The organism is Streptomyces sp. PH9007 (assembly GCF_059813725.1).
The window spans coordinates 6270419-6284422 of the sequence record NZ_CM187440.1; the positions used below are offsets into that span (position 1 = coordinate 6270419).

General features: G+C 71.6%; 14 protein-coding genes. 3 read left to right on the top strand and 11 right to left on the bottom strand.

Features of this window, described 5'->3' with window-relative positions; genetic code table 11:
* Nucleotides 1–24 precede the first annotated feature (24 nt).
* From mnhG to ACTFAP_RS28630, 8 genes are all read right to left on the bottom strand, one after another.
* Nucleotides 25–384 carry a monovalent cation/H(+) antiporter subunit G gene (mnhG, locus tag ACTFAP_RS28595; RefSeq protein ID WP_390124510.1) on the bottom strand — a complete coding sequence of 120 codons (360 nt, stop codon included), beginning with the start codon at nucleotides 382–384 and terminating at the stop codon, nucleotides 25–27.
* Nucleotides 381–674, bottom strand: coding sequence for an MrpF/PhaF family protein (locus ACTFAP_RS28600; RefSeq protein WP_390124512.1), 294 nt, complete (start codon nucleotides 672–674; stop codon nucleotides 381–383). The genes mnhG and ACTFAP_RS28600 overlap by 4 nt, the downstream gene beginning before the upstream one ends.
* Complete coding sequence (locus ACTFAP_RS28605) at nucleotides 671–1246, bottom strand: Na+/H+ antiporter subunit E (RefSeq protein ID WP_390124593.1); 576 nt, start codon at nucleotides 1244–1246, stop codon at nucleotides 671–673. The genes ACTFAP_RS28600 and ACTFAP_RS28605 overlap by 4 nt, the downstream gene beginning before the upstream one ends.
* Nucleotides 1246–2865, bottom strand: coding sequence for a Na+/H+ antiporter subunit D (locus ACTFAP_RS28610; RefSeq protein WP_436977368.1), 1620 nt, complete (start codon nucleotides 2863–2865; stop codon nucleotides 1246–1248). The genes ACTFAP_RS28605 and ACTFAP_RS28610 overlap by 1 nt, the downstream gene beginning before the upstream one ends.
* Nucleotides 2862–3443 (bottom strand): Na(+)/H(+) antiporter subunit C, encoded by a 582-nt coding sequence (locus ACTFAP_RS28615; RefSeq protein ID WP_390124518.1) that lies wholly within the window; start codon nucleotides 3441–3443, stop codon nucleotides 2862–2864. Before ACTFAP_RS28615 ends, ACTFAP_RS28610 begins: the two co-directional genes overlap by 4 nt.
* A complete protein-coding gene (locus tag ACTFAP_RS28620) occupies nucleotides 3440–6337 on the bottom strand; it encodes a Na+/H+ antiporter subunit A (protein WP_500467827.1) in 2898 nt (965 codons plus the stop codon). The genes ACTFAP_RS28615 and ACTFAP_RS28620 overlap by 4 nt, the downstream gene beginning before the upstream one ends.
* 255 nt (nucleotides 6338–6592) lie before the next feature.
* Nucleotides 6593–7564, bottom strand: a complete 972-nt coding sequence (locus tag ACTFAP_RS28625) for a TIGR03557 family F420-dependent LLM class oxidoreductase (RefSeq protein WP_500467828.1) — start codon at nucleotides 7562–7564, stop codon at nucleotides 6593–6595.
* Nucleotides 7565–7758: 194 nt separating this feature from the next.
* Nucleotides 7759–8688, bottom strand: a complete 930-nt coding sequence (locus tag ACTFAP_RS28630) for a helix-turn-helix transcriptional regulator (RefSeq protein ID WP_500467829.1) — start codon at nucleotides 8686–8688, stop codon at nucleotides 7759–7761.
* 90 nt (nucleotides 8689–8778) lie between these two features.
* Here ACTFAP_RS28630 and ACTFAP_RS28635 point away from each other — a divergent pair, with 90 nt between their 5' ends.
* The 3 genes from ACTFAP_RS28635 (at nucleotide 8779) to ACTFAP_RS28645 (ending at nucleotide 11276) form a co-directional block, all read left to right on the top strand.
* Nucleotides 8779–9663 carry an NmrA family NAD(P)-binding protein gene (locus ACTFAP_RS28635; protein ID WP_500467830.1) on the top strand — a complete coding sequence of 295 codons (885 nt, stop codon included), beginning with the start codon at nucleotides 8779–8781 and terminating at the stop codon, nucleotides 9661–9663.
* The gene (locus tag ACTFAP_RS28640) at nucleotides 9660–10082 is read left to right on the top strand and encodes an LOG family protein (RefSeq protein WP_500467831.1); all 423 of its coding nucleotides are present in this window, start codon (nucleotides 9660–9662) and stop codon (nucleotides 10080–10082) included. The genes ACTFAP_RS28635 and ACTFAP_RS28640 overlap by 4 nt, the downstream gene beginning before the upstream one ends.
* Before the next feature lie 168 nt (nucleotides 10083–10250).
* On the top strand, nucleotides 10251–11276 hold the full coding sequence (locus ACTFAP_RS28645; RefSeq protein WP_500467832.1) for a MerR family transcriptional regulator: 1026 nt from the start codon (nucleotides 10251–10253) through the stop codon (nucleotides 11274–11276).
* A gap of 130 nt (nucleotides 11277–11406) precedes the next feature.
* On the opposite strand, the gene ACTFAP_RS28650 is transcribed toward ACTFAP_RS28645, so the two are convergent.
* From ACTFAP_RS28650 to ACTFAP_RS28660, 3 genes are all read right to left on the bottom strand, one after another.
* A complete protein-coding gene (locus ACTFAP_RS28650; RefSeq protein WP_500467833.1) occupies nucleotides 11407–12141 on the bottom strand; it encodes an SDR family NAD(P)-dependent oxidoreductase in 735 nt (244 codons plus the stop codon).
* Nucleotides 12142–12377: 236 nt separating this feature from the next.
* Nucleotides 12378–12977, bottom strand: coding sequence for a TetR/AcrR family transcriptional regulator (locus ACTFAP_RS28655; RefSeq protein ID WP_500467834.1), 600 nt, complete (start codon nucleotides 12975–12977; stop codon nucleotides 12378–12380).
* 223 nt (nucleotides 12978–13200) lie between these two features.
* Nucleotides 13201–13899 (bottom strand): type 1 glutamine amidotransferase domain-containing protein, encoded by a 699-nt coding sequence (locus ACTFAP_RS28660; RefSeq protein ID WP_500467835.1) that lies wholly within the window; start codon nucleotides 13897–13899, stop codon nucleotides 13201–13203.
* Between the last annotated feature and the right edge of the window lie 105 nt (nucleotides 13900–14004).

Consider the following 14004-nt stretch of genomic DNA (forward strand, 5'->3'; position numbering starts at 1 on the left):
GCGGTCGCATCGCCGGCTTCCGTGCTACTCGGTTTCTCCGGACCGCTGTTGTGCGGCGAGGTCGTCCTGGAGGAGCGGATGGTGCCCCGTCTGCTGGGTGCGGTAGGCGACCCGGGCGACCAGGTGGGCGGCGACGGGGCTGGTGAGGAGCTGGAAGAAGACGACGAGGGCGAGGGTGGCGGCGTCGGTCCACGAGCGGAGCCTGAGCGCGACACCGGCCGTGAGAAGGAGGATGCCGAGTGTCTGGGGGTTGGTCGCGGCGCTGGAGCGGGTGAGGACGTCGGGCAGGCGGAGGAGTCCGATGACGCCCGACAGGGCGACGAGGGCGCCGGCGAGGAGCAGGAGCGAGCCGATCAGGTCGGCCACCTGGTGCCAGGTGTTCACGGTGCCTTCTTGGTCTGCGGGCGGTCGCGTACCGCGATGAAACGGGCGATGCCGACGGAGCTGGTGAAGCCGAGGAACGCGATGACGAGCATGATCGACAAGTAGTAGCGGGTGCGGGTGGACGCGGCGTTGATGCCGATGCCGGCGACGATCAGCGCGGCGGCGACATCGATGGAGATGGCCCGGTCGAGCATGGAGGGGCCGCGCCAGATACGGATGAGGAGGAGCGCGCCGGCGAGCAGGATCACGCCGAGGGCGGTGTTGAGGAGGATGTCACTGGCCTGGGTCATGGGCGGGGTTCCTTGTGCTGTGGGGGGTCGGTGCGGATCCGTTCGATTTCGGCGCGGGTGCCGAAGGCGCGTACGACGAGCGCCTCCAGGCGCCACACGTTGCGGCGGGAGCGTTCGATCCTGCCGGGCTGATCGGCGTCGGAGATGTGCAGGAACAGGGTCGCGGTGGTGCCGTTGACCTCGACCAGGGCACCACCGGGCACACAGGACACCGATACGGCGCAGGCGGCGATCATGAGATCGGTCCGGCAGCGCAGGGGCACCGCGATGACCGCGGCCGGGCGCAGCCGCCGGCTTCCGGCGAGGGACTGCCGCGTGACGGTGACGCTGGAGACCGCCATGTCGTACAGGAGGTATCCGGCGAGTTTCACGATGCCGATCGCTCGCAGCCGCAGATCGAGTTCGACCGCGGGCAGCGGGAACACGAGGCACAGCAGAACGGAGACGAGGACGCCGCTGATGAGATTGCCCCAGGTGGGCCCGGACCACAGCAGCATCCAGATGACCGTGAGCCAGGCGATCAGCGGGAGGTCCAGCCGCCGGTGGCGGGGGGCGGGCGGCACGGGGGGAATCACGGGTTGAGGACCGCCTCGATGTAGGGGGAACGGGACAGGAGTTCGCCGGCCGCCCGGTCGGCGACCGCGGTCAGGGGGGTGGCCAGGAGTGTGTAGGCCAGTCCCAGTGCCACGGCGCCCGCTGTGGCGCTCGTCATGATGAGCGGTACGCGGGAGGTGGTGCGGATGCAGGCGCCGGTGGGCGTCGCGCCGCTGCCGGCCGGGCCGGTGGGACCGGCGGGGCCGATCGGGATGTGGGGGCGTTCCTCGTCCTCCTCGGTGTCCTCCAGGACGACCCCCTCTGCGGGCAGGGGAGCGGGTTCGGCACGCCAGAAGGCGAGGTTCCACACCTTGGCCATCACGTACAGGGTGAGGACGCTGGTGACGGCGATGGCGCCGAGCAGGATGTAGGCGTCGGCGCCGCCGTCCGCCGCGCCGGCCCGCATGAGGCCGAGTTTGCCGAGGAACCCCGACAGCGGGGGGATCCCGGCGAGGTTCATGGCGGGGATGAACCACAGCACGGCCAGCAGCGGTGCGGTGCGTGCGGCGCCGCCCAGGCGGGTCAGTTCAGTGGTGCCGTAGCGCCGCTCCAGCAGTCCCGCCGCCAGGAACAGCGTGGTCTGCACGGTGATGTGGTGGGCGGTGTAGACGATGGCGCCGCCGATGCCCGCGCGGGTCCCCAGGGCGAGTCCGAAGAGCATGAAGCCGATGTGGCTGACGAGGGTGAAGGACAGCAGCCGTTTGAGGTCGGTCTGGGCGACCGCGCCGAGAATGCCGACGAGCATCGACGCGAACGCGATGGCCATGAGGACGAGCGTGAGGTGGTTGCCCGGGAACAGGAGCGTCTCGGCGCGGATCATGGAGTACACGCCGACCTTGGTCAGCAGTCCCGCGAAAACGGCGGTGATCGGCGCGGGCGCGGTGGGATAGGAGTCGGGCAGCCAGGCGGCGACGGGAAAGACCGCGGCCTTGACGCCGAAGACGGTCAGCAGCAGCACCTCGATCAGCATCCGCACGCCCTCGGGTACTTCGGCGAGCCGTACGGACAACTGGGCGAAGTTGACGGTGCCCGCCGCGGCGTAGGCGACGGCGATCGCGGCGAGGAAGACCAGGGAGGACACGAGGGAGACGACGACGTACGTCGACCCCGCGCGCAGCCGTGGCTCGGTGCCGCCCACGGTGAGCAGCACGAAGCTGGCCATGAGCATGATCTCGAAGCCGACGTACAGGTTGACGAGGTCGCCGGCGAGGAACGTGCAGGAGACCCCGGCGACCAGGACGAGGTAGGCCGGGTGGAAGACGGGAATCGGGGCCCGCTCCTCGCGGTCGGCCATGTCCTGGCCCAGCGCGTAGATGAGGACGATGAGGGTGACGGCGCCGGAGACGGTGAGCATCAGGGCGGAGAGCCGGTCGGCGACGAGGGTGACGCCCAGCGGCGGGGCGAAGTCCCCGAGGTGCACGGCGAGCGGCCCGGAGCGGTCCGCCTCGAACAGCAGGATGACGTCGACGGCGAGCACGATGGTGAGGACCGCGATACTGATCAGACGGTGCAGCGAGCGCAGCCTCGGACCGATGAACAGGCTGAGGCCGCAGGCGGTCAGGGGCAGGACCACGGGCAGCGGGACGAGGGCGTTCACCGGGTGTCGTTCTCCTGCCGGGAGGCGGGCTGGGGCGGAGGCGGGGGCGGGTCGGCGCCGAGGATGTCGTCCCACAGGTCACCGGAGGCGTCACGCGCCCGGGCCTGGAACGCGCGGTCGGCCCGCAGCCGGCGGCGGTGCTCGCGACGCTGGTCTCGCCGGGCCCGCCGGCTCGGTTGCCCGTGCTGCTCGCGCAGTTCGGCGCGTTCGGCGGAGATCACCGCACGCAGCACGATGCGCCGGTCCTCGACGTCGTCGGGGACGAAGTCCGAACCGGTCAGCTGACCACTGCGGTAGGCCATCGCGAGAACGAACGCCGTGGTGGCCAGCGTGATGACCACGGCGGTCAGCACGATCGCCTGCGGCAGCGGGTCGGTGACCCGGGAGTGGGAGACGCCCGGGTACAGCAGCGGGGGCAGTCCGGCGCGCCCGGTGGCGGACAGGACGAACAGGTTGATGCCGTTCCCGCACACGATGATCCCGATCAGAACGCGGGTCAGGGCCCTGGTGTGGATGAGGACCACCCCGACGGAGGTCAGTACCACGGCGCAGATCAACAGGGTCGCGCTGACGGTCATGGTTTTTTCGCCTCTCCGTGCAGGGCCAGCCGGGCCGCGTGTTCGGTGTTCTGGTCGATCTTCGATCCCAGGGCCCGTACGACATCCAGGACCGCGCCCAGCACCAGCAGATACACCCCCAGGTCGAACAGGACCGCCGTACCGGCGTGGAAGTCGCCGATGCCCGGCAGGTGCCCGTGCCAGGTCCAGGCGTGCAGCACCGTGCCGTCGATCAGCCCGATCAGCGCGATGCCGGTGAGCACGGTCAGCCCGATGCCGGTGAAGAAACCCGGGTGGACGGGTGCGGCGGCCGCCAACTCGTAGCGCCCGCCCGCCAGGTAACGGATCATCAGGGCCACCCCGGCGACCAGACCGCCCACGAAGCCGCCACCGGGCAGGTTCTCCGCGCACAGCAGCAGATACACCGACAGGATCAGAATGGGGTGGAACACCAGCCGCGCGATCACCTCGAACACCACCGAACGGTGCTCGGGCGCCAGGGTGTTGCCGGCGGCCAGCCAGCTGCGCCCGGGGGCGCCCTGACCGTACCTGCCGCCGGTGGGGCCGGCCAGCGACCAGGCGGTCACCCCACCGGGCAGGGTCGGCGGCGAACCGGGTGCCGGGCCGGGCGCCGGGCCCTGGCGGCGATGCACGTACAGCAGGCTGGTGACCCCCAGGACCGCGACCGCGAGCACCGCGGATTCGCCCATCGTGTCCCAGGCCCGGAAGTCCACCAGGATCGTCGCCACCACGTCCTTGAGACCGTGGTGGGCGGTCTCCTCGGTCAGCGCGTCCCCGGCCGGCGCCTCACGGCGGGCGGCCGCCGCCAGCCACACCGCGCAGGCGACGGCGGCCCCGCTGCTGAGCCCCAGGAACCAGCTCGCCACCCGCCGCGAGTTCGGCATGGTCTCCCCGAAATACACCGGCAGCCCGCGCAGCACGAGCACCAGCACCACCGTCGCCACCGTCTCCACACCGAACTGCGTGAGCGCCAGGTCCGGAGCACCGTGCACGACGTACAGCAACGCCGTGCCGTACCCGGTCAGCCCCGCGAGCACGGCGGCCTTCATCCGCCGCCGCACCACCAGACACATCAGGGCACACGCGCAGGTCAGCGCGGCCACCGCGGCCTGCCACGGCGAGTCCCACACCCTCGGCCCCGGCACCCCGTCCCACGGCTGCCGGATCGCCAGCACCGCCAGCAGACCGGCGAGCATGACACCGAGCACCGTGGCGACATAGGCGGGCAGCGAACCCTTCTGCACGACACCGGTCACCTGCAGCGCCGAACGTTCCAGGCCCAGCACACCGCGCCCGAACATCTCGTCCGCCTTGGGCCAGGCCAGGCGCCGCCCCAGCAGCACCGTGCGGGAGCGCAGCACGAACAGCGCCGCACCACCCGCCCAGGCCAGCACCGACAACCCCAGCGCCGCGCCGAAACCGTGCCACAGCGCGAGGTGGTAGGGGTGCGCGGGCACGGGGTACTGCTGCGCGTACGCCTCGAACAGCCCGGCCGTCCAGCCGACGCCAGGGCCCAACACCAGGCAGCCGGCGGCCAGCAGCGCCGGCGCCGCGAGGAACACCGGCCCCACCGGCCGCACCGCCGTGTCCTCCTGCCCCGGCTTGCGGACGAAAGCCCCCCACACAAAACGCAGCGTGTACGCGGTGGTCAGCGCGGAGCCGGCCACGATCAGACCCAGAACGACCCGCTCGGCCACGGTCCCGTGCAGCAGCGCGTCGAAAGCCGCTTCCTTCGCGGCGAATCCGAACAACGGCGGCAGCGCCGCCATCGACGCCCCGGCCACCACCGCCGTGACGCACACCCACGGCAGGCTCCGCCCCACCCCCGACAGGCGCCGCAGGTCCCGGGTGCCGGCGGCACGGTCCACGATCCCGATGACCAGGAACAGCGCCGCCTTGAACAGGCCGTGCGCCAGGATCATCGCGACAGCCGCCAGCGCGGCGCCGTAGGAACCCGCACCCGCCAGGACGATGAGGAAGCCCAGCTGACTGACGGTGCCGTAGGCGAGCACGAGCTTGAGATCGTGCAGCCGCAGCGCACGCCACCCGCCCAGCAGCATCGTGGCGGTGCCCAGCGCCAGCACCAGCGGCTTCCACGGCGCCACCTCCGCGAAGGCGGGCGCCAGGCGGGCCACCAGATACACCCCCGCCTTCACCATCGCCGCCGCGTGCAGGTAGGCGCTCACCGGTGTCGGCGCGGCCATGGCGTTGGGCAGCCACAGACTCAGCGGCCACACCGCCGACTTGGCGAACGCCCCGAACAGGATCAGCACCAGCGCCGCGCTGACCACCCCGCTGCCGGCGGGCGGTGCGTCCAGGATCTCGGAGATCCGGTACGTACCGGCGGCGTTGCCCAGCATCAGGAATCCGACGAACATCGCCAGCCCGCCGGACGCGGTCACCGTCAGCGCCTGCAGAGCGGCACGCCGGCTGCCGCGGTTCTCGCTGTCGTACCCGATCAGCAGGAACGACAACACCGTGGTCAGTTCCCAGAACACGTACAGCACCATCAGGTCATCGGCGAGCACCAGCCCCAGCATCGCCCCCGCGAAAGCCAGCAGATTCCCCCCGAACGCCCCCAACTGAGGCCCCCCGGAAACGAAATAGCGCGTGCAGTACCACAGCACCAGCGCGCCGATCCCGCCCGCGAGCAGCACCATCACCAGTGCCAGCGCGTCCAGCCGGAACGCCACGTGGACGTCGTAGGTACGGATCCACGTCCACACCTCAACGCGCGCCCCGCCACCGGCTGTCACCCCCCACTGGCACAACGCCCACACCATCGCCGCCGCGGGCGGCAGCGCGAGCACAGCGAAACCCCCCGCCCCGACACGCCGGATGAGCGGCGCGGCACAGAGCGCGAGCACGAAGTGAGCCAGGACCAGCACGGTCATGGACCCATGCTTATCGGCACCAAAGGCATATACGGGCGGGACGCGCCGATCCACCCTCAGGGACCACAGCACCCCCTCAGCCCCGGCACCGCCGCCCAGACCCTCCACACAAAGTGGTCACACCCTCGTCGCCCCGCCCGGCCGACCCCACCCCGGCACCGCCCCACAGCCACCACGAACGGCCCAACGAGCACGGCCCGCCGTCCTGGCCCGCTCCTCCCCGCGACCGGCCCCTGGCCTGTGGCGGCGGCAGGTTCAGCCCCGGGGCGTCAGCGCACGCAACCGGCTGTCGAGATCGCTGCGGTAGAAGTCGAGGAAGCCATCGGGGTCCGGCCCGGCGTTCTGCATCACCAGATGGTCGAACCCCGCGTCGACGAACGGCTGAGCCACCTCGGCATACCGCTCCGGGTCCGGGCCGCAGGCGAAGTGCTTCAGGACGTCCTCTTCCCGCACGGTGGCGGCAGCGGCGTCGAAGTTCACCGGGTTGGGCAGCTCACTCATCACCTTCCACCCGGTCAGTGCCCACCGGCTGGTCTTCAGCGCCGCCCGCACGGCCGAGGACTCGTCCGGCGCCCACGCCATGGGTACCTCGGCGTAGCGGGGGCCGTTGCCCCCGGCGTCCCGGTAGGCGCGTACCAGTTCTCCCCGGGGCTCGGTCGCGAACAGCCCGTCACCCAGCTCACCCGCCATCCGGGCGGCGTCCTCGCCCCCGGCCGCCACCGCCAGCACCGGCGGGCTCGGCGGGAGATCGAACACCCGCGCGTCCTCCAGCCGCAGGTACCGGCCCTCGTAGGAGCGGTAGCCGCCCCGCCACAGCAGCCGGATGATCTCCAGCGCTTCCCGGAGCATGTCCTGCCGTACCCGGACCGAGTCCGGGAACCCGCGGCCCACGACATGCTCGTTCAGTCTCTCCCCGGAACCGACGCCGAGCGTGAACCTGCCCTCGCTCAGCAGCGCCAGCGTGGCCGCCGCCTGCGCGATGACCGCCGGGTGGTAGCGGACGGTCGGACAGGTCACCCCGGTCGCCAGTCCGATGCGCTCGGTACGGGCCGCGATCGCGCCCAGCACCCCCCAGGCGAACGGGGAATGGCCCTGGTTGTCCAGCCAGGGGTGGAAGTGGTCGCTGATCTCGACGAAGTCGAACCCGGCCGCTTCGGCGGCCACGGCCTGCCGCACCAATTCGGTGGGACCGTACCCCTCCGCCGCCAGCTTGTACCCGATCTGCATCCGAACCCCTCACTCGCCCTGGCCCTGGCTCACCGTCCTGCGGCACGCTGCCAGAGACCGCACAAGGGTCCCGCCCCGACAGGCCGCCCGGACAGCCCGCTCCTCCCAACGGCCCACGCCGCCCACGACGCCTCCCGGGGCATGCTCCGGCCCGCCCCGTACACCACGGAAACCGGAGCGGACACATTCCCCTCCTACGAGGCGGCAGCGGCTCGCGCGGCCAATCGCCGGGTGGCGTGCGCCAGTTCAGACGGACCCTCGATCCGGTAGGGGAGGCCGACCGCGGCCAGCGCTCCCGCCAGCCACTCCCAGTCGTCCGCACCGGTGACGTACCGGCAGCGGTCGGCGCCGGCAGGCTCCAGCGTGCCGGCCCGCGCGGTCAGCCGCTCCGCCACCGTCTCGACCGGCGCCAGGAACAGCACGGCCCCCTCCGGCTCCCGGGGCGCAAACGGCTGGGTGTACTCCCTCGGGAGCGGACGAGGCGCGAACGTCGTGCCCGGCACCCGCAGCCGACCGATCCGGTCCACCCGGAAGCTGCGCCAGTCCGCCCGGTCCTCGTCCCACGCCAGCACGTACCAGCGGTGTCCCTGGAGCAGCAGACGGTGCGGCTCCGCCCGGCGCGGGCTGGCGGTTCCCTCCCGCGAGGTGTAGTGGAAACGCACCCGGGAGCGCAGGCGCGCGGCTGTGGCCAGTTGCTCCACGACGCCGAGATCACCCCCCTGCGACGGCGCGGACGGTACCGTGCTGGCGGCCGTCAGCGCCTCCACCGGGCGGCGCAGCCGAGCGGGTAGCGCGGCCTCCAGCTTGCGCAGGGCGGAATCCGCGGCGCCGGGCCCGTCCGCTCCGTACGTCGCGGCGGAGTGCCGCAGTCCCACCGCCGTTGCCACCGCCTCCTCCTGGGAGAGCAGCAGCGGCGGCAAGCCCTGCCCGGCCGGCAGCCGGTAGCAGCCACCGGTGCCGCGCGCCGACTCCACCCGGTAACCGAGCTGCCGGAGCCGCTCCACGTCTCTGCGCAGCGTGCGCGGTGACACACCGAGCCGCGCCGTCAGGTCTGCCCCGGTGCGCGGCACCCCGGTGGCCAAGAGCGACAGCAACTCCAGCATCCGCCCGCTCGGGTGATCCATGCGCCCACTCTCGCACCCTTGCGGCCAGGATCCGGCCACAAGGGCCATTACGGTGCACCGACTGCGCGGCAAACGACACCGAGGAGATCCATGACCATCGCCGTCACCACACCCACCGGCCACGTCGGATCCCGGGTGGTCCAGCTACTGCTCCAGGCGGGCGTGCGACCCCGAGTTCTGGTGCGCGACCCGGCCCGGCTCGAGCCGGGTGTCCGTGCGCGGGTGGACGCCCAGCGCGGTGACCTCACCGACGCCGGCTTCGTGCGCCAGGCCCTGGCGGGAGCCACCGCTGCCCTGGTGGTGGATCCGACCCCGCACACCGTCGAGGACCCGGTGGACACCTCACGACGCACCGGTGCCCACCTTGCCGCCGCCGTGCGGGACAACGGGGTACGGCGTGTGGTGTTCCTCAGCAGCGTCGGCGCGGAACTGCGGCACGGCGCCGGCCACATCGACGGCTTGGCCGCCATCGAGGAACAACTCGACGCCACCGGAGCGGATGTCCTGCACCTGCGCTGCGGCTACTTCTTCACCAACCTGATCCTCAGCCTCGACGACCTGGCAGCCGGCCGGCTCAGCGCCGCCGACGACCCCGACCGGCCCCTTCCCTGGGTCGACCCTCGCGACATCGGGGACATCGCTGCCGCGCGTCTGCTGAACGACGGCTGGCACGGCCGTGTCGTCCAGGGCGTCCACGGCCCCCAGGACTTGTCGTGGCGGCACGTCGCGCGGATCCTGTCCGCCGCGCTCGGCCGCGACATCCGGGTGCGCACGGTGTCCGACGGAGATGTCCGCGAGGCGCTGAGCGCGGCCGGGCTGCCGCCGGGCGCGGTCAACGGCATCGTCGGCATGACCTCGGGCACCCGCGAACTGACCCCGGAACAGCCGAGGGGCACGTTCACCACCACCCCCACCGCCCTCGCGGGCTGGGCCCACGCCCACCTGCGGCCCCTGCTGGCCGACTCCGCGCGGTGAGGCCGCTGTCCCCGGAGCCCGTCACCACGTCAGCGGGGGCCGTACCGGAGGCCCCTTTACACCGCCTGGCCGTCTTCATCGCCTCGTCCCACGGAGAAGATTCCGGGTACGGGCGGCTGGCCGCCGGCGTCGGAACGGAGCTGGCCCGACGCGGAATCGGCCTCGTCCACGGCGGCGGCCGTACAGGACTCATGGGGGTACTGGCGGACAGCGCGCTGAAGGCGGGTGGCGAGGTGATCGGCGTCATCCCGCGCGGCATGGTCCAGCGGGAGCGGGCGCACGAGGGGCTGACGGAGCTCCGCATCCGCGACTCGATGCACGAGCGCAAGGCGCTGATGGCCGGAGCACGCCGATGCCGACAGCGACGCCTCGCATGCCCGCGAAACGATCCCGCCGGCGCAGGGTGGCGCCGGCCCTGAACGGTCGGCACCAGGGCGGGGAAGGGACGGCCTGCACGGTGCCGCCGAACGCGGAGCGGAGGCACCGTGCGGAGCTCGAAGCCGAACCCCCTCGGCCGGACGCGGCGTGTCGAACAACGATCCCGGCGGGCTTGTGTCTCAAGCGGGTCGAGACCCCACAGTTGCACTGTGAACGACGAGAAGATGTACCCGATCGGAGACGTGGCACGCCGTACCGGCCTCAGCGTCAGCGCCATCCGTTACTACGCCGACGCCGGGGTGGTCCAGCCTTCCGCACTCACCACCGCCGGCTACCGGCTGTACGACGTCGAGGCCATCGCGCGCCTCGAACTGGTCCGCACACTGCGAGATCTGGACGCGGGCCTCGACGACATCCGGCGGTTGCTTGCCGGGCAGACGACGCTCCACGACCTCGCGACCGCCCACCTGGCGGTCGTGGAGCGCGAGGCGTCGCGGCTGCGCGCACGCCGTGCGGTGCTGCGGGCACTGGTCCGGCAGCACGGAACCGCCGAGCAGGCCGCGCTCCTGCACCGGCTGGTGTCCCTGTCGGACGAGGAACGGGAGCGGCTGATCGCGGAGTTCTGGGCCGACGTCAGCGAAGGGCTCAACGAGAACCCACGGTTCGTTGCCGAGCTCAACTCCGCTCCGCCCCGCCTGCCGGACGAGCCGACCCCCGAGCAACTGGACGCGTGGATCGAGTTGGCGGCGCTGGTCAGCGACCCGCAGGTGCGCAGCGCGGTGCGGGCGGACCTCAACGAGCGCTTCACCGACGGTCCCGGACAACTGCTGGTCTCCCCGGACGCGCTCAACGCCTACGAACGCGCCGCGCCACTCATCAAGGAAGCCGTCGCCGCGCAACAGGCGGGCCTCGCCCCTGACTCCCCGGAGGCCCAGGAACTGGGGAACCGCTATCTGAGCTGGCTGGGCGAGATGTTCGGGACCTCTTTCGACGACGCGGCGACACGACGGGAGCTCGCGGGAGGACTTCTGCTCATCGAGCCGCAAGTCCTCGCCGACCAGGAGCGCGAGGCGAACGGACCCCGGCCCACGGATCCGTACGAGCGGTACCAGCTCCTCGTGCAGGTGGTGAACGGAACCCTGGACGCGAACCATACCGAACTCGCGGGCTACGCCGCCGCGAACACCTGGCTCGCCGCTGTCCTGAACCCCACCGCCACCGCACCACCGGAGTGAGCGGCGGCCGGGGTGGGTGTGACGTCGTGATCAGTCCCGCCGATCCGGGTCCGCCTGGATGGCGGACCCGGAAGGAGGAAGGCGTGACGCGCGGACAACTCACTCATCAGCCCGTCGCGTACGGCGGCTCTTACACCTGTGCGTATCCACCGTCGGCGAAGAACTCCGCACCGTTGACGTAACTCGACGCGTCCGAGGCGAGGAACGTCGTCACCGCGGCGATCTCCCCGGGCTCGGCGAGGCGGCCCAGGGGGACGTCCTCTTCGGCCTGCTTGAGCACCTTGGCCGGGACCAGCTCCAGCAGACCCGGGGTGCGCGTCCCACCCGGCGATACGACGTTGACCCGGAAACCGCGTGCGCGCGAGCTGAGGGCCCAACCACGGGCAAGACTGCGCACCGCGGCCTTCGACGCCGCATAGACCTCAAGCCCGGGGTCGGGCCGCGTCGCGGCGGTCGAGCCCGTCAGGATCACCGAGGCACCCGCGTTGAGATGCGGCAGCGCCTGCTGGAAAGTGAAGATCGTTCCTTTGACGTTGGTGGCGAACAAGGAGTCGATCAGCTCCTCCGTCACCTCGCCGAGCGGAGCCGCGGTGCCGATGCCGGCGTTCGCGACCAACACGTCGATACCAGCGGCCTGTTCACGCACGGCCTCGTAGAACTTGTCGAGCTCCGCAGACACCGAGACATCGCACACCACGCCGGTCACGCCGTTGCCGAGTTCGGCGACCGCAGCGTCCAGCGCGTCCTTGCGGCGCCCGGTGATGAACACCTCGGCGCCTGCATCGCGAAACGCGCGTGCCGTCGCGAAGCCGATGCCGGTACTGCCTCCGGTGATCACAGCGACCTTGCCTGCCAAGACGGCCATGCCGCCCCTCCTCAAGAGTTATGGACCGTTGAGTCCATAACAATCCACGATATGGACCAAGCAGTCAAGAACGGGGTCCGGGAGGGGCGACTCGGCAGCCTGGGCCGAGCACGCCGCAGGGCGGACGGGAGCGCGGCCGGTGGGCTCCCTGCGCGAGAGGCGTGGTGAAGGCATACCTGACAGCACTCAGGCCCGTAAGGACTTGTGCCGGTTCCAGGCCGGCCGGCGGATGGCCGCTACTTCGGCGGGAGAGCGGGCAGGAGCCGCGCCAGAGCGGTCTGCGCCGCCGTGGTGAGGGTGTCGATGTCCATGCCGGTGCGTCCGAGCGCGATGAGGCCGAGCTGGGCGACGAGAACGGAGCGGGCGGTCTCGCCGGGGTCCGCGTCGGGGGAGAGGTCGCCCTCACGCCGGGCCCGCTCCAGCGCCTCGGTGAGGATGGCGGTGATCGCGTCGTAGCTGCGGCGGGCCTCGGCGGCAACTTCCGGAGTGCTGGTGGCGAGTTCGGCGTTGCTGTTGGCCAGCAGACACCCCCGACGCGCCACTGCCCCGGTGGGGTCGGCGGCCGGGCTGAGCACGAATGCGCGCACCAGGTCGATCCCTCGCGGCGCCGACTCCAGGCGCTCGCGCAGCATCGACAGGTTCGCGTTGTCGTAGTCGCGCAGCACCCGCAGGAACAGGTGGTGCTTGTCTCCGAACGCGCCGTACAGGCTGCCTTTGCCGAGCCCGCTGACGCGCAGCAGGTCCTCCAGGGACGTCGCCGCGTAGCCCTTGTCCCAGAACTCATCGCGGACAGCGAGAAGCACGCGATCTTCGTCGAACTTGCGAGGCCGGGCCATGTCCTCATGGTATGAGTTCTGGACTGTACGGGCCATAACGGGTTCGCCCCCGGCGGACCCGGGCGGGTGGCTTCATCGCGGACCCGGATGAATCGGACGGATTCGCAGACCGCGGAAACCTTCACCCAGGTCGAGCCACAGCAGTCGGCGCTCTACGAGGCGCGGAGCGCCGACCGCCCCATGACGGCCGGAAAAAACGACCCGGGCCCGGCCGGGGGAGGGGTCAGCCCGCTGCCAGCGCGGTGTTGATCGCGTCGGCCATCGGGGCGCTGGACGCCGGGTTCTGGCCGGTGAAGAGGTTGGCGTCCTGAAGGGTGAACGCCTGGTAGGGGTCACCGTGCTCATGCCGGGCGCCCATCTCGCGCAGTCGGCTCGCCAGCAGCCACGGAGCGTTGTCGGCGGTGCCGAACAGGCGCTCCTCCTCGTCGGTGAACGCGGCCATCCGCCGGCCGGAGAAGATCCACTCGCCCCGCTCGTCGACCGCGGACAGCAACGCGGCCGGGCCGTGGCAGACCGCACCGATGATCTTGCCGGCGCGGTCGGCCTCCACCAGCAGCCGGCCCAGGTACGCGTCCTGGAAGAGATCGACCACGGGGCCATGTCCGCCCGGCAGCACCACGGCATCGTAATCGGCGGCCGAAACCTCCTCCAGCTTCAGCAGCGGACCGAAGTCGCGCAGCGCCTTCCGGGCGTGGGCCACATGCCGCGCACAGTCCTCACCGGCGATCGCCGGGTCGGCGCTGTGCTGGTCCAGCGGCTGGAGCACGCCCCCGGGAGAGGCGAAGTCGACGGTGTGGCCGGCGCCGGCGAACGCCTCGTGCGGCGCGGCCAGCTCCTCCGCCCAGTAGCCCGTGGGGTACTGCGAGCCGTCGGTGCGCTCCCACACGGCGGTGGCGGACATGACGATCAGAACGCGGCTCATGACATCTTCCTCGGCTTCTCGTGATGACCCGGTCACCTGCGGGACGGGGACCGGGACCGCCGGACGCGGTGGAGCCGGCAGTGCCTCCACACTCACCCGCCCCGG